Here is a 13263-nt window from a genome sequence, read left to right as displayed (position 1 = left end):
ACCGGCGAAAGACTACGCCGGGCTGAAGCCAATAACGGGCTTGCCCGTAACGGGATTGCGCAGGATGGAAGCCGTAACGCCATACACCTCGGCGATCAGTTGTTCGGTCAGCACGGTTTCAGTCGCGCCCGCCGCCACCACGCGACCGTGGGACAGCACGATGATGTGGTCGCAGTAGCTCGCCGCGAGGGAAAGGTCGTGGAGGGCAGCCAGCACGGTCACGCCGGTGCTGCGCAGGCTCGACAGCAGTTCGAGCACCGCCAGCTGGGCGGCGATGTCGAGGTGGTTGGTGGGTTCGTCAAGGGTGAGGAGTTGCGGCTGTTGGGCGAGCGCCCGCGCCAGCATCACGCGCTGCTTTTCGCCGCCGGAGAGGCTTTGAAACTCGCGCTCGCGGAACGCAGTCATGTCGACCGTCTCGAGGCTCGCTGCGATGATGGCGGCAGATTCGGGGGAGTCGGCCTCCCACAGTGACTGGTGCGGCAGGCGGCCGAGCGCGACCACCATTCCCACGGTGAGGGAGGTGTCGGTGGTGGCGTCTTGCTCCACGAACGCGGCGAGGCGGGCGCGTTGGCGGCGCGGCATCCCGAGCAGATCGTGGCTGCCGAACGTGACGCTACCCGCGGCGGGAGTCTGCACGGCGGTGAGGGCACGAAGCAACGTCGATTTGCCGGCACCGTTCGGCCCGACGAGCGCACTGAGGGAGCCGCGAGCGACCGTGCAGTCGACGTCGTCGATGAGCAGGGTGCCGTCGGTGGTGACGCGGATGCGCTCGGCGACAAGGCCGCTGTGGCCGCTGTCGTCGCTGGGGCTGCTGCGGTTATGGAGCCTGGCGACGCCCATGCTGTCGCCCACGTTGTTGTCGCTCATGTGGAGCTCTTTCGTCGCGTGAGGAGGAACGCAAAGATGGGGGCGCCGATCATCGCGGTGACGATGCCCACGGGAATCTCGCGAGGATCAAAGAGGGTGCGGGCAAGAGTGTCTGCCCAGACGAGAAAGACAGCACCGAGGAGGGCGCTGAGGGGGAGTAGAGCGCGATGGCCTGGCCCCACGAGCAGCCGCACGGCATGCGGCAGTATCAGCCCCACAAAGCCGATCGAGCCGCTCACCGACACCATGGCACCCGTGACGAGAGCGGATGCCGCCAGCAGTCCCCAGCGGGTGGCGCTAACGTTCACGCCGAGCGACGCTGCCTGCACGTCGCCAAAAGCAAAGGAGTCGAGCAGGCGTCCCGTGAGCATCACGGGGATGCCGATCACGATGATGGCGACCATCGTGATGCCGACGGCTGGCCAGCGCGCTCCGCTGAGCGAACCCAGCAACCACGAGAGCACTTCGCGATACGAGTCGCCCGTGACGCTCCAGAAGATGACAAAGCTCGTGATGGCCGAGGCGAGTGCCGAGACGGCGATACCCGCCAAGACGGTGCGCGAGGGCGTGATCGCCCCCAGCGACCCTGCGAGCAACAACGTCAGGGTGAGAGCGAGCAACGCTCCCACAAAGGCCGCGAGCGGCAGCAGCACGGCGGCGCCCAAGAGCAACACCGAGACCGCGCCGAGCGCAGCGCCCGACGACAGCCCCAAGAGGTACGGATCGGCGAGCGGGTTACGCGTAATCGCCTGCATCACGGCACCGCTCAACGCCAGCCCCGCGCCCACCGCCGCAGCGGTCAGCACTCGGGGCAGCCGCAACTGCCACACAATGCCATCCCGAAGCTCGCTCAGCGGGCTCACCCCGATACCGAGATGACTCCCGATCGACCGCCACACTTCATCGAAGCGGATGTCGGCAGGGCCGATCGTCACCGCCACCGTGAACGACACCAGCAGTGCGATCGCGAGGGCGGTGCCGAGAGCGAGCGGAAAAACTTTAGCCATCAAGCTCCGCAATCTGGGCCGACAAGCTGGCGGCAGCTTCAACACTGCGCACGCCAGCCTCGCTCGCCGCGAACGGCACCTCGAGGTAACGGCCAGCTTTCACAGCACTGAGGTTAGCGGTTGCAGGGTTGGTCTCGAGAACTTCGATCTTCTTGTCTGCAGAGTTCCAGGCGGCATCCACGAGCACAATGAAGTCGGGGTCGGCGTCAACGACGGCTTCCCAGTTGAAGGGAGCCCACGTGGAGTCGATGTCGGCAGCGATGTTGGTCAGCCCAACGGTGTCGAGTAACAACTGCGGTGCTCCGATGCCGGCGCCCACATACGGGGTGTCGGAACCTGACGAGAACCACAGCGCGGTGCGGGAGTCGCCATTCGCGTCGACGGCAGCAAGCTGAGCGGCCTGTTCGGCGAGAAGAACGCTGGCATCCACACGGAAGATCGACGCCACTGTTTCGATGTCGCTGAAGACATCGTCGAAGCTCAGCTGAGCGGGCTGCTCGGCACTCTGGCACGCCGAGGGCGCTACGAAGGTGTTGATGCCCAGAGCGGTCAGATCGGCGCGCTCGCCGGCGCCGTCTGCGCTGAAGGTTGATTCCCACCCGGCAAAGACGAGGTCGGGTTCGAGATCGAGCACGGCTTCTTCGCTCGGTACGCGCTCGGCGATCGAGGTGAGGCCGGCAGCGTCGGATGCCCACTGCTCGGGCACGGGGCCGTCCTGAAACGCGGTGCCGATGATGCGATCGCCCAAACCGAGCGCCAGCAGCATTTCGGTGGTCGATGACTTGATCGTGATGACGCGCTCCGGGGCTGCATCGAAACTCACGTCAAAGCCGCAGTTGCTGAGGTCGACGCTCTGCGCGCTGGCATCGGGGGAGGCGGCGGTTTCGGGTGTTGCGGTGGCACAGCCGCTCAGGGCAAGAGCTGACACTGCGAGAAGCGCAGCGCTGCGAACAACGGTGCGACGGGTGCTGCTGCGGTGAATGTCGGGGCGAGCAGCGAAAAGGGAACGGGTAAGAGCAGACATGGGGCCTTTCGAGAAACGGCGAAGTGGGCGCGAGAATGCGCCACGAAAACGAAAAAGTGTTTCAAGAAGACCGGAAGCCCAATCCTGGGCAAACCAACCACGCCATACCAAGCGCACGGGTCTGTCGCACCAGTCTAGAGAGACGCGGATGCTCGTGCCTACACCGACCCGCACACCCGTGGCCGCTCATCCGTGGGTCGAGAGACTGAGCGATCGCTGACCGGGGGCGACAGCAGGGCCTTCCCGGGGGTAGAATTGTCGATCGTGTCTAGAATCAACGAGAACCCGTACGCCGTGATGGTGCGCGACCTCATTCACCGTCCCGGTGAGATGAGAGAGCACTCCATCACTGTCGTCGTACCCGAAGCCTTTGGCAATGCCGTTATTGCGGTGCCGGCGGGGTCTCAGCTGACGATCAATGGCCGTTTCGAATCGCTTCATGACGGAGTTTTAGTCGACGCTGTTGTCTCGGGACAAGCTCAAGCAGAATGCGTTCGATGCCTCATTGACGTCACGATGACTGTCCGGGTCGAGTTTCAGGAACTTTTCGCGTATTCTGAGGACGAAGCTTTCGACTACACGGTTATTGACGAGCATGTCGATTTAGAACCTGTAGTGCGGGATTCGGTAGTGTTGTCACTTCCGTTCCAACCGGTCTGTCAAAAAGATTGTCTCGGCCTGTGCCCTGAGTGTGGGGTTCGGTTGCTCGATAATCCAGGACACGAACACGAAGCGCCCATCGATGCCCGCTGGGCAGCGTTGGCCGGCCTCCAAGACTTCACGCAAGACTCGCACGACCACGACTTGAACGACACGAACGATTTCCCTGAGACCCAAGAAGAAAAGAGTTAGTCATGGCAGTACCGAAGCGCAAAATGTCGCGGGCCAGCACCCGCATGCGCCGCGCCCAGTGGAAGGCAACCCCTACCGCTCTCGTTAAGACCGTTGAGAACGGCAAGACCGTTTACAGCCTCCCGCACCGCGCCAAGGTAGTCGAAGACTCCGCCGGCACCCCCCTGTACATGGAGTACAAGGGCCGCAAGGTCGCTGACGTTTAACTAGTCTCCACTTACTCGGGTCGAAAATAGCGATGACGGGCTCCAGCTCACCTGCTGAGCTCTCCGCTGTGCTCGGGGTCAGTATTGATCCCGAGTTGCTCACGCTTGCGTTGACGCACCGTTCTTTCGCGTACGAAAACGGCGGCATCGCGCATAACGAGCGACTCGAATTTCTTGGTGACTCAATTCTTGGCCAGGCAGTAACGGTCAAGCTGTATCGCGATAACCCGGAGCTTGACGAGGGAGACCTTGCCAAGCGCCGGGCTAGTCTCGTTTCTTCTGTAGCTCTTGCCGAAATCGCGCGCCTCATTGGTCTTGGCGCGTTCATTCGCCTCGGCAAGGGAGAAGAGCAAACGGGCGGCCGTGAAAAGCCGTCCATTTTGGCAGACACCGTTGAGGCGATCATCGGTGCCGCCTATCTCGACCTCGGCGGTGACGAAGCCACAGCGCTCGTCCTCCGCCTCGTCGCCCCTCTGCTGGCCGATCCTGCACGGTTCGGCGCGGCGATGGATCCCAAGACGAGCCTTCAAGAGCTCGCCGCCCAGATCGGGCGTGGGGCTCCCGACTATCGCATCGAAGATAGCGGCCCCGATCACTCCAAGCGTTTTCACGCGAGTGTCTGCCTCGACGACGAAGTAATTGCGACAGGTATCGGCTCCAGCAAGAAGCAAGCCGAAATGGCCGCAGCGCTCGAAGCCTGGACCATCCTCCAAGCCGCAGCGAAGTAACCGGCGTGCCCGAACTTCCCGAGGTTGAGGTTGTGCGTGCAGGGCTCGAACCGGCGGTTACTGGCGCGACGGCGGCATCCGTCACCGTCTTCGACGAGCGCTCTCTGCGTCGCCATGAGGGGCCGAGTGAAGACTTCATCGACCGTCTGACCGGTCGCACGTTCCTCACCCCTCAACGCCGCGGCAAGTTCATGTGGCTTCCGCTCGCCGACAGCGCCGAGGTTAGTAAGGCCGAGGCTCACGGCGAAGCACTCGTCACGCATCTCGGCATGAGCGGGCAGGTGCTTCTCCGCGATCGGAGTACGGATGACCGGCTCACGCGCATCCGTATTGAACTTGATCATCCTGACCACGGCGCACTGCGCCTCAACTTTGTCGACCAACGTATTTTCGGCTCGATGGCGATCGACAGCATGCTGCCCACCGTTGATCAGCCCGCTTTCGCGGTGCCGAGCCAAGTTGCGCACATCGCGCGTGATCCGCTCGACCCCTTCTTCGACGATGCAAAGTTCTTGCGATCGCTCAAGGCCAAGCGCACGACGGTGAAGCGGGCGCTGCTCGATCAAACCCTCATCAGCGGGGTCGGCAATATTTACGCCGACGAAGCGCTCTGGGCCGCGCGCGTGCACTACAACCAGCCCACCGAAACACTCTGTCGCGCAAAAGCGGTGCAGTTGCTCGCGGAAGTGCGGGCGGTGTTCTCCAAAGCTCTCGCCGAAGGCGGCACAAGTTTCGACACCCAATACCTCAACGTGAACGGTGAGTCGGGCTACTTCGCGCACTCACTCAATGTCTACGGCCAGCAGGGGCGGGCGTGTCCGCGCTGCGGTCGCGAAGTCGTTCGCGAGAGCTTCATGAACCGCGGCTCGCACTTCTGTAAGTTCTGCCAGCGCATTCGCGTGAGTGCAGCTCGCTAGATCGCCAATGCCGGCAATCTAGCGAGCGCGTATTAGCCCCAGGTGCGCGCGTCGCCGTTCTGGCGGTAGTCGGGCCAGGGGAGATCGATCGGTGGCTGGAAGTCCACCGGCAGCAGGGCGGGCATCGGTTCGTCAGCGACACGCTTGTCGAACTCGCTCTTGGCTTCGGCGAGGAGTGCCGGGTCGACTAGGAGGTCGATGAACGTTCCGGCAACGGTCTTGCCCGCGGTCTCGATGGTGGGGTCGATTGTCTCGGGGATACCGCCGAGAGCGTTCATTACCCAACCGGGGTAGGCGCCCTTGCCCGGCGCAGGCTTGAGCGCGGGGCGTGAGACATAGAAGCGCACGGTCGGCGCGTAGTGCGTCATCTCGACGTAGTCGTCACTCGTCCAGTTCTGCTGCCACGGAGCGAGGTGTTCGCGCAGTGCCTTTTCGGCATCCTGTGGGGTGATGAGCTGTTCGCATTCGTCGAGGAACGGCTTCTCCATGGCGTCGAGGCCAAGGTTGCGCTGAATCTCCTGCGCCACAGCGATTGCGTCAGCGCCGTAGCTCGGAGCGCCCACCGCTTCGAGGTTGTTGTACAGAACGGTCGACATCGCATGGTTGGTGCGACCCGGACGGCTGCGCGCCACCCAGGTGGTCTCAACATCGCAGTGAGCCATAGCGCCGGCGTGCTCAGCGTTACGGTCGAGCACCGCGAGCACGTGCTCCGCCATCTCAATGTTCGGGGTGCGCCACGAATACTGGATGCGGGCGACGCGCGCCGGCAGGTTGTCGGCGGTCGCTTGGCCGTCGAGCAAGATGGCGTCGCTGAGACTCCACCCTCCAAAGCTCGGGAGCATGGCATCCTGCATGATGCGCGACGAGGTGTACATCGACATCAGGGCAACGTTGGCGCCGGGAGCGCGCGCTGCGGAATGCGAAGCAGGGATGGGGGAGTTGGGGTTGGCGTTGAGCTGCCACGACTCCGGCTCATCGCAAATGAAGGTATAAACCTTGCTGTAATACGCACCGCACTGGGTGTCCCAGCGAGCGGTGTTGCACAGCGGCAGCATGTAGAAGGGGTGGAAGCTCACGATGGCATCCACGTTGTCGTAGTAGCCGCGCAGGCCGTGAACGACCTTCGAGCCGTGCATCTTTTCGGCTGGCTCGCCCGTGTATTTGAGGGTGCCGGGGATGTCGTGCTTCTCCATGGCGTGCTTGGTGGCGAGCAGTCCCGCAAGAGTCGAAATGCCGAGCGCTGAGTGCGGGTCGGTGTGACCGGGAGCGAAGCGGCTCATCCCCTCGCGGCTGTCTTCGGTGACGGATGCCGACTGGTTGTTGCCGGGCACGGCGTCGTATTCGGCGTAGCTCAACATCGTGGGCCCGCCCGTGCCGTTGGTCCATTCCGCGCTGAAGGCGGTCGGCATCCCGGCAGAACCTTCTTCAACCGTGAAGCCCTCGGTGCGCAGCAACTCGACATACCACTGGGCCGAACGGAACTCGCGCCAGGCCGGCTCGGCGAGCTGCCAGATGTGGCTGTGCCACTCCGAGAGGCGAGGCATGTTGTCGTCCACCCACGTACGGGCGGTGGCCTTAGCGTCGGCGGCGAGAGCGAGTTCTGTCATGTCGTGATCCTTGAGCTGAAGAGAAGAGGTGAAGTGGTAAGGCAGTGTTGCTGCCCGGCCGGCCCGCGGGCCGCAGTGCTAGCTGTCGGCGGCTTCGAAGATGCTGAGCGGCACGTGAACGAGCGCGAATCCCGGCGTAGCAATCGCTTGAGCGACGGTCTCCGTGAGTTGCTCTGGTTGAGTGACGGAGAAACCGTGACCGCCAAAGGCCGCTGAGAGCACCGACCAGTTCGGTTGCGCCAGCACAACTCCCACAGGAGTGATGCCGCGGTCGCGTTCGTTCTGGTTGATTTCGGCATAACCGCCGTTGTCAACGCACACGATCGTGACATCGAGGCCCTGCTCGATGGCAGTGATGAACTCTTGAACAGCGAACATCAGCGCACCATCGCCCAGAACGCAGACCACGGGCCGATCGGGCGACGCTACCTTGGCGCCCAGCGTTGCCGGGAGGCCGTAGCCGAGGGTCGCGTAGGCAGGCGTGTAGAGGAACGAGTGCGAGATCTCCTGGCGAACGACGCTCGCCATTCCGAAGTAGGTGATCTGCGAGGAGTCACCCGCGACGATCGCGTTCTCGGGGATCGCCTCGTTGATCATGGTCGCCACTCGGTGCAGGGTCGGCGAGACTTCTTGAGCCTCACGAACTGCGGTAGCGCGCACCGTGTCGAGCTCTGCAGCTGTTGTCGCGTTGCCCGTGATGGTGCGGGTAGCCAGAGCGTCGCGCAGCTGGCCAACGATGACCGTGCTGTCTCCGACCAGACCGAGATCGCTCGCGACGTTCTTGTTGAGTTGCGATTCCAAGACATCGATGCGGATGACCGTGCCGGCCGGCGCGATGACGCCGCCCCACAGCTCCGCTTCGCCCAGCTTTGAACCGATGATGAGTACGGCATCCGACTGGTTGATCAGTTCGTGGATGACCGGCAGACGAATCTCGGAGGCCAGCGACAGCGGGTGTGTCTCGGGGATCGACGCCTTGCCGTTGAGCGTTGTCACGACGGGCGCATTCAGCGACTCGGCGAGAGCGGTGAGCTCGCTGCCGATACGGCTCGCACCGCCACCCGCGATGATGACGGGATGGGCGGCAGCGGCCAAGATCTCGGCGGCGCGTTCGACGGCATCGGCATCAGCGGCGGCACGGGCACGCTCAGGTCGGGCCTGCAGCAGTTCTTCCGGGCAATCGCTCGCCGACTCGAGCACGTTGAGCGGAATCTCGATGTGCACGGGGCGCGGGCGACCATAGCGGAACAGCTCGAAGGCGTCGTGAACGGCGGTGACGGCATCCGTCGCGCTCGTGACTCGACGGCTCCACTCCACGATGGCGCCAGCGGCACCCGTGGAATCTTTCGTTTCGTGGAGGGCGCCGTTGTCGGCAAACTCGCTGCCCTCGGCGACGCCGGGGGAGATGAGGATCATCGGGCGGGATTCGCAGTACGCGGTGCCCGCGCCCGACAGAGCGTTGAGCAGGCCGGGGCCGGAGGTGGTAATTACGACACCGGGCAGGCCGGTCTGCTGCGACCAGCCATCCGATCCGTAGCTCGCTCCCTGTTCGTGACGAGTGGTCACGGGGTGAATGCCGAGCGCGCTGAGGGGGCGGTACAGCTCAAGGTTGTGGGTGCCGGGGATGCCGAAGATGGTGTCGATGCCGTAGTTGCGCAACACGGTCATCAGCGCTAGTCCCGCATTGTTCACGTGTACTCCCACGGCGGAGGCGGTTGCGGCAGCGTCAGCGCTGTAGTTGTCGTTGCTGGTTGTAGTCATTGCCGTGCTCACTTCTCGTCGGTGTTGTACTGGCGAACGCCATCAACCCACGTCTCGGCGACGGTAATCGCACCGATCTGAGCACATTCGGTTTCGAAAATGTCGGCGGTCAGCACGGCAAAGTCAGCGCGCTTGCCGACCTCGAGGCTGCCCAAGTCATCTTCGCGCCCCAGCGAGTGGGCCGCGTTGATCGTGTGTGCCCGCAGCGCTTGCTCACGGGTAATCGCGAGGGAGTCGGGGCCGAGCTGAGTACCGCGGCGAGTGATGCGCGTGGTGGCCGCCTGAATGGCTTCCAGCGGACGCGGGTCTGCAACCGGGGCATCCGAGCTGATCGTGATGGGTACGCCAGCCGCAGCGAATTCACCGAGCGGGTTGAAGCGCTCGCCGGGGGTGCCAATGGCCTGTTCTACGCCTTCGCCCCAGTTGAAGTGGTGCTGAGGCTGGTTGACGGGCCGGATGCCGGCTGCCGCCATCCGCTCAATCTGGCCGGCGGTGGGCAGGCCGCAGTGTTCGATGCGGTGCCGGGCGTCACTCGTGGGGTTTTCTGCCTGCGCCGCTTCGATCGCGTCAACGACCATTTCGATGGCGGTGGGGGACTGGGCGTGGGTTGCGGTCTGGAGACCGACGGCGTGAGCGCGGCTGATGAGCGCCTTGTAGTCGGCGGGCTCGTGGTAGAGCTGGCCGGTGCGGCACGGATCTCCGACGTAGCCGTCAGGGAAGTACGCGGTCCAACCGCCGAGAGTGCCGTCGGCGTAGAACTTGATGCCCGAGAAGCTCAAGTGGGCGTTGCCGAAGGCTCCGTGCATCCCGGTTTCGATCGCTTCGTCGAGCAAGTGCGAGAGCAGGTACATCGAGATGCGGGTCTTGAGCTGGTTTTGCTCAGCGAGACGCAGGTAGGTGTCGAACTCGCGACGGGAAACCTGCGCGTCACCAATAGTCGTCACGCCGCCCTCGAGAAAGGCGTTCTGCGCCACGGCGAGCTGACGCACATGCTCCGCGGGGGTGTCGGCGAGGTGGAAGTTGGGGCCGTGGTGGCCGATCTTCACTCCACCGAGGCCGGTAAGAATGTTGCAGGCGGCATCCGAAAGCTCACCGGTGAGGTCCCCATCGGCGTCGCGGAAGAACTCGCCGCCCTGTGGGTTTTCAGTCTCGCGAGTGATGCCAAAGAGTTCGAAGGTGTAGCTGTTGACGACCCCGCCATGGCCGGAAGCATTCATGAGGTACACCTCGCGGTCGAGGGCTACTTCGTCGAGTTCAGTGCGGTGCGGATGGCGCTGTTCGGCGAGATTGCGCTGCTCGTAGCCGTAACCCCGAATCGGTTGCCCCTCGGGAACGGTGTCGGCCGCGGCTTTCAACAGCGCCACAATCTCCGGGATGCTCGAGGCCTTGTCGGGCCCGCAGTCGACCCAGCTCATCATCTGACCGAGCATGAGCGGATGAGCGTGCGCGTCGATGAAGCCGGGCACAATCACCTGGGTTCCAAAGTCGACCCGTGCTGGCTCCGCTGGTGACAACGTCGCTGCGGCGGCGAGACACTGGTCAACGGTTCCGGCGGCGGCGACCTTGCCGGCGAGCATAAGAATGGCGCTCACGACAGTGTTCTCGGCATCCAGAGTGTGGATGGCTCGGGCGGTCACCACCGTGGGGGTGAAATCGGAAAGTGGCACGTCAAAGGCCGAAAGCTTGCGCATGAGTACTCCGGTGAGGTTTTTAGTGAGTGGAGGTTGAGGGTGCCGGTAGCGACACGAGAGGCGTGTCGGGGGTGCCGGTTGAGGCCCACGAGACAACGTTCTGGGCCTGCAGGCGCACATACTCTGCTTCGCTGCGACCAGAGAAGTAGGCGATGTGCGGCGTGATCAGAGCCCGAGGATGACCGAGAAGCGGATGCTCGGCGGTCGGGGGTTCGACATCCAGCACGTCGAGGCCAGCGCCGGCGAGGTGGCCGCTATCGAGGGAGGCGCGAAGGGCAGCGCTGTCGACGAGTCCGCCACGGCTCACGTTGATGAGGTACGAGAGCGGCTTCATCGAGGTGAGGAAGTCGGCATCGACCATGTTCGCGGTGTCGTTCGTGAGCGGCAGGTGCAGCGACAGAACGTCGGACTGCGAACGCACAGCGTCAGCATCAACGCGGCGAAACCCCGCTGCGGCGAAGCGCTCGCGAGTCTCCTCGGTGTCGGGGATGAACGGGTCGTAGCCGATGATCTCGCCGAACAGGGGGCGTGCAAGTTCGGCAAACTTCATGCCGATCCGGCCCAGGCCCATGAGGCCGAGTGTGAGCTCGCTCAGTCGTGGTTGCACGAGAGTATCCCGCTCGTTCCAGCGATCGAAAACGACCGCCTGCTGCGAGAACGTGATGCCACGAGTCAAGTGGAGTGCCATCGCCAAGGCGTGCGTTGCGACCTCTTCGGTTGCGGCGCCGACGATGGTCGTCACCCAGATTCCGTATTCGGTAGCAGCATCCACATCGACGTTGTCGAAGCCCATCGACATGAGGGCGATGACCTTGACCGAGGGCATCCGCTCCATCATTGAGCGAGTGATCTGGGCGTAACCAACGAGCAGTGCGCTCGCGCCTGCTGCGCCAGCGACGATTGCTTCAGCATCCAAAGAATCGAGGTAGCTGACTTCGAAACCGGCAGCGCTGAGAAGATCGCGTCCGGCCGAGAAGTCGGTGCCATCGAGGTCGGTGTAGACGGCGCGAAGCACGTCGCCGCTGCTAGTGGACATGGCTCAAGAACTGCTTCGTGCGCTCGTGCTGCGGGTTCTCGAAGAACTCAGCCGGCTCGGCCTGCTCCACGATCACTCCGCCGTCGAACAGCGTGACCTCGTCAGCGGCCCGACGGGCAAAGCGCACCTCGTGGGTGACAACAATCATCGTCATTCCGGCGGCAGCCAGGTTCTCCATTACCTCGAGAACTTCGCCGACCAGTTCGGGGTCGAGGGCGGATGTCGGCTCATCAAAGAGCATGACGTGCGGGTTGAGAACGAGAGCGCGAGCAATCGCGACGCGTTGCTGCTGGCCACCGGAGAGTTCGGAGGGAAAGTGCCCGTCGCGCTCAGCAAGCCCGACCTTGTCGAGAATCTCGAAGGCACGCTCGCGAGCTTCGACCTTGCCAACACCTTGCACATCGCTCAGGGCGAGCGCAACGTTGTTGAGTGCGGTGAGGTGGGGGAACAGGTTGAACTTTTGGAAGACCATCCCGATGTCGCGGCGCTGCACGGCGAGCTTGCGCTCGGAGTGGTGGGCGATGCGACCGTTGTTGTCAGACGCCCCGATGCGCTTTCCGTCGAGCAGGATCTCGCCAGCATCGGCGGGCTCGAGCAGTGCCATGAGGCGAAGCATCGTCGATTTTCCCGAACCGGATGGCCCGAGAACTGCCTTGACTTGGCCCTTGTTCACGGCGAACTCAACACCCTTGAGCACTTCATTGCCGTTGTACGCCTTGTGGAGGTTGGACACCTGGAGGGTGGGCACGGTGGCCGCTGTCTCGTTGCTCATGGTTGCTTCTCCTTGGGAACGGTAGCGAGCGCGCGGGTGCTCAGCGAGAGCGGAGCGTTGTTCTTCTTAAGGCCTCGCGAGGTCCACAAGAAGCGCTTCTCGATGCGGCTTTGAATGATCGTGATGATCGAGACGATCACGAGGTAGTAAATGATCGCGACGGCGTAGTACTCGGCGTAGCGGAAGGTGATGTTCACGCCAACCTGCGCGGTCGTGAGCAACTCTTTCAGAGAGATGACGGATGCCAGTGAGGAGTACTTGATCAGGCCGATGAACTCGTTACCGGTCGGCGGCAGTGCCGTTCGGATCGCTTGCGGCAGCACAACCTTGCGCATCACGGAGCCGGGCTTCATGCCCAGCGCGCGGCCGGCCAACTCTTGACCGTCATCCACGCTGCTGAGGGCTGAGCGGATGATTTCGGCCATGAATGCCGCTTCAACGAGGCCAAGACCGATGGATGCTGCGATGAACGGGGTGTACCAGTCTGAGCGCAGGGCCGGGATGATCTGGGGCAGTGCGTTCCACATGATGAGCAGAACGAGCAGTGCGGGCAGTGCGCGAAAGAACCACACGTAGAGGTGGGAGGGGCCTCGCAAGTAGGACTTCTTGGAGGTGCGGCCGACGGCGAGGAAGAAGCCGAGAACGGTCGCGATGACGAGCGAGAACGCGGCGACACCGATCGAGGTCAGTGCGCCCCAGAAGTATGCCGGGTTGACGAGCTGCTCGAAGAAGATTTCTGGATTAAAGATCATGTGGTGTGACTCCCTGGTTGTGGGTGGTCACGCGAGGTGACCA

At 63.4% G+C, this 13263-nt stretch carries 13 protein-coding genes; 4 read left to right on the top strand and 9 right to left on the bottom strand.

Translation table 11 applies throughout. The features are described 5' to 3' along the window. Positions 1–12 precede the first annotated feature (12 nt). Genes ACWTV1_RS03550 through ACWTV1_RS03540 form a run of 3 tightly spaced genes read right to left on the bottom strand, consistent with a single transcriptional unit; the run spans position 13 to position 2898 of the window. Entirely contained in the window at positions 13–867 is an 855-nt protein-coding gene (locus ACWTV1_RS03550) for an ABC transporter ATP-binding protein (protein ID WP_498504146.1), read from the bottom strand. Continuing rightward, positions 864–1874, bottom strand: coding sequence for a putative F420-0 ABC transporter permease subunit (locus ACWTV1_RS03545; RefSeq protein ID WP_498504145.1), 1011 nt, complete (start codon positions 1872–1874; stop codon positions 864–866). Before ACWTV1_RS03545 ends, ACWTV1_RS03550 begins: the two co-directional genes overlap by 4 nt. Then, positions 1867–2898, bottom strand: a complete 1032-nt coding sequence (locus tag ACWTV1_RS03540) for a putative F420-0 ABC transporter substrate-binding protein (RefSeq protein WP_498504144.1) — start codon at positions 2896–2898, stop codon at positions 1867–1869. The genes ACWTV1_RS03545 and ACWTV1_RS03540 overlap by 8 nt, the downstream gene beginning before the upstream one ends. A 264-nt stretch (positions 2899–3162) precedes the next feature. On the opposite strand from ACWTV1_RS03540, the gene ACWTV1_RS03535 reads away from it, so the two are divergent. From ACWTV1_RS03535 to mutM, 4 genes are read left to right on the top strand one after another with little or no spacing between them, the layout of a single operon-like run. Next, positions 3163–3750: a YceD family protein gene (locus ACWTV1_RS03535; RefSeq protein WP_498504143.1), complete on the top strand. Its 588-nt coding sequence runs from the start codon at positions 3163–3165 to the stop codon at positions 3748–3750. Positions 3751–3752: 2 nt separating this feature from the next. Next, positions 3753–3956 carry a 50S ribosomal protein L32 gene (gene rpmF, locus ACWTV1_RS03530; protein WP_100388572.1) on the top strand — a complete coding sequence of 68 codons (204 nt, stop codon included), beginning with the start codon at positions 3753–3755 and terminating at the stop codon, positions 3954–3956. A 32-nt stretch (positions 3957–3988) separates the two neighbouring features. Further along, on the top strand, positions 3989–4684 hold the full coding sequence (gene rnc, locus ACWTV1_RS03525; RefSeq protein WP_498504142.1) for a ribonuclease III: 696 nt from the start codon (positions 3989–3991) through the stop codon (positions 4682–4684). Positions 4685–4689: 5 nt separating this feature from the next. Beyond that, a complete protein-coding gene (gene mutM, locus ACWTV1_RS03520; RefSeq protein ID WP_498504141.1) occupies positions 4690–5601 on the top strand; it encodes a bifunctional DNA-formamidopyrimidine glycosylase/DNA-(apurinic or apyrimidinic site) lyase in 912 nt (303 codons plus the stop codon). Positions 5602–5633: 32 nt separating this feature from the next. Here the strand turns inward: mutM and ACWTV1_RS03515 are convergent, their stop codons facing one another. The 6 genes from ACWTV1_RS03515 to ACWTV1_RS03490 all read right to left on the bottom strand — a co-directional run bounded on the left by ACWTV1_RS03515 (position 5634) and on the right by ACWTV1_RS03490 (position 13220). After that, on the bottom strand, positions 5634–7208 hold the full coding sequence (locus ACWTV1_RS03515) for a zinc-binding metallopeptidase family protein (RefSeq protein ID WP_498504140.1): 1575 nt from the start codon (positions 7206–7208) through the stop codon (positions 5634–5636). Between the two features lie 78 nt (positions 7209–7286). Further along, entirely contained in the window at positions 7287–8969 is a 1683-nt protein-coding gene (locus ACWTV1_RS03510) for a thiamine pyrophosphate-binding protein (protein ID WP_498504139.1), read from the bottom strand. 8 nt (positions 8970–8977) lie between these two features. Further along, a complete protein-coding gene (locus ACWTV1_RS03505; RefSeq protein ID WP_498504138.1) occupies positions 8978–10660 on the bottom strand; it encodes an amidohydrolase in 1683 nt (560 codons plus the stop codon). 19 nt (positions 10661–10679) lie between these two features. After that, on the bottom strand, positions 10680–11696 hold the full coding sequence (locus tag ACWTV1_RS03500; RefSeq protein WP_498504137.1) for a C-terminal binding protein: 1017 nt from the start codon (positions 11694–11696) through the stop codon (positions 10680–10682). Further along, entirely contained in the window at positions 11686–12468 is a 783-nt protein-coding gene (locus tag ACWTV1_RS03495; RefSeq protein ID WP_498504136.1) for an amino acid ABC transporter ATP-binding protein, read from the bottom strand. The genes ACWTV1_RS03500 and ACWTV1_RS03495 overlap by 11 nt, the downstream gene beginning before the upstream one ends. Then, on the bottom strand, positions 12465–13220 hold the full coding sequence (locus ACWTV1_RS03490) for an amino acid ABC transporter permease (RefSeq protein WP_498504135.1): 756 nt from the start codon (positions 13218–13220) through the stop codon (positions 12465–12467). The genes ACWTV1_RS03495 and ACWTV1_RS03490 overlap by 4 nt, the downstream gene beginning before the upstream one ends. Positions 13221–13263 lie beyond the last annotated feature (43 nt).

The organism is Salinibacterium sp. VpJ6 (genome assembly GCF_059767345.1).
This window is presented reverse-complemented; position numbering and strand designations above follow the sequence as displayed.

Bases quoted from the DNA above. Each gene is read 5' to 3' on its own strand.
- rpmF (WP_100388572.1), top strand. From the start codon at position 3,753: ATGGCAGTACCGAAGCGCAAAATGTCGCGGGCCAGCACCCGCATGCGC.
- rnc (WP_498504142.1), top strand. From the start codon at position 3,989: ATGACGGGCTCCAGCTCACCTGCTGAGCTCTCCGCTGTGCTCGGGGTC.
- ACWTV1_RS03550 (WP_498504146.1), bottom strand. From the start codon at position 867: ATGAGCGACAACAACGTGGGCGACAGCATGGGCGTCGCCAGGCTCCAT.
- ACWTV1_RS03490 (WP_498504135.1), bottom strand. From the start codon at position 13,220: ATGATCTTTAATCCAGAAATCTTCTTCGAGCAGCTCGTCAACCCGGCA.
- ACWTV1_RS03505 (WP_498504138.1), bottom strand. From the start codon at position 10,660: ATGCGCAAGCTTTCGGCCTTTGACGTGCCACTTTCCGATTTCACCCCC.
- ACWTV1_RS03540 (WP_498504144.1), bottom strand. From the start codon at position 2,898: ATGTCTGCTCTTACCCGTTCCCTTTTCGCTGCTCGCCCCGACATTCAC.
- ACWTV1_RS03515 (WP_498504140.1), bottom strand. From the start codon at position 7,208: ATGACAGAACTCGCTCTCGCCGCCGACGCTAAGGCCACCGCCCGTACG.
- ACWTV1_RS03510 (WP_498504139.1), bottom strand. From the start codon at position 8,969: ATGACTACAACCAGCAACGACAACTACAGCGCTGACGCTGCCGCAACC.
- ACWTV1_RS03500 (WP_498504137.1), bottom strand. From the start codon at position 11,696: ATGTCCACTAGCAGCGGCGACGTGCTTCGCGCCGTCTACACCGACCTC.
- ACWTV1_RS03495 (WP_498504136.1), bottom strand. From the start codon at position 12,468: ATGAGCAACGAGACAGCGGCCACCGTGCCCACCCTCCAGGTGTCCAAC.
- ACWTV1_RS03545 (WP_498504145.1), bottom strand. From the start codon at position 1,874: ATGGCTAAAGTTTTTCCGCTCGCTCTCGGCACCGCCCTCGCGATCGCA.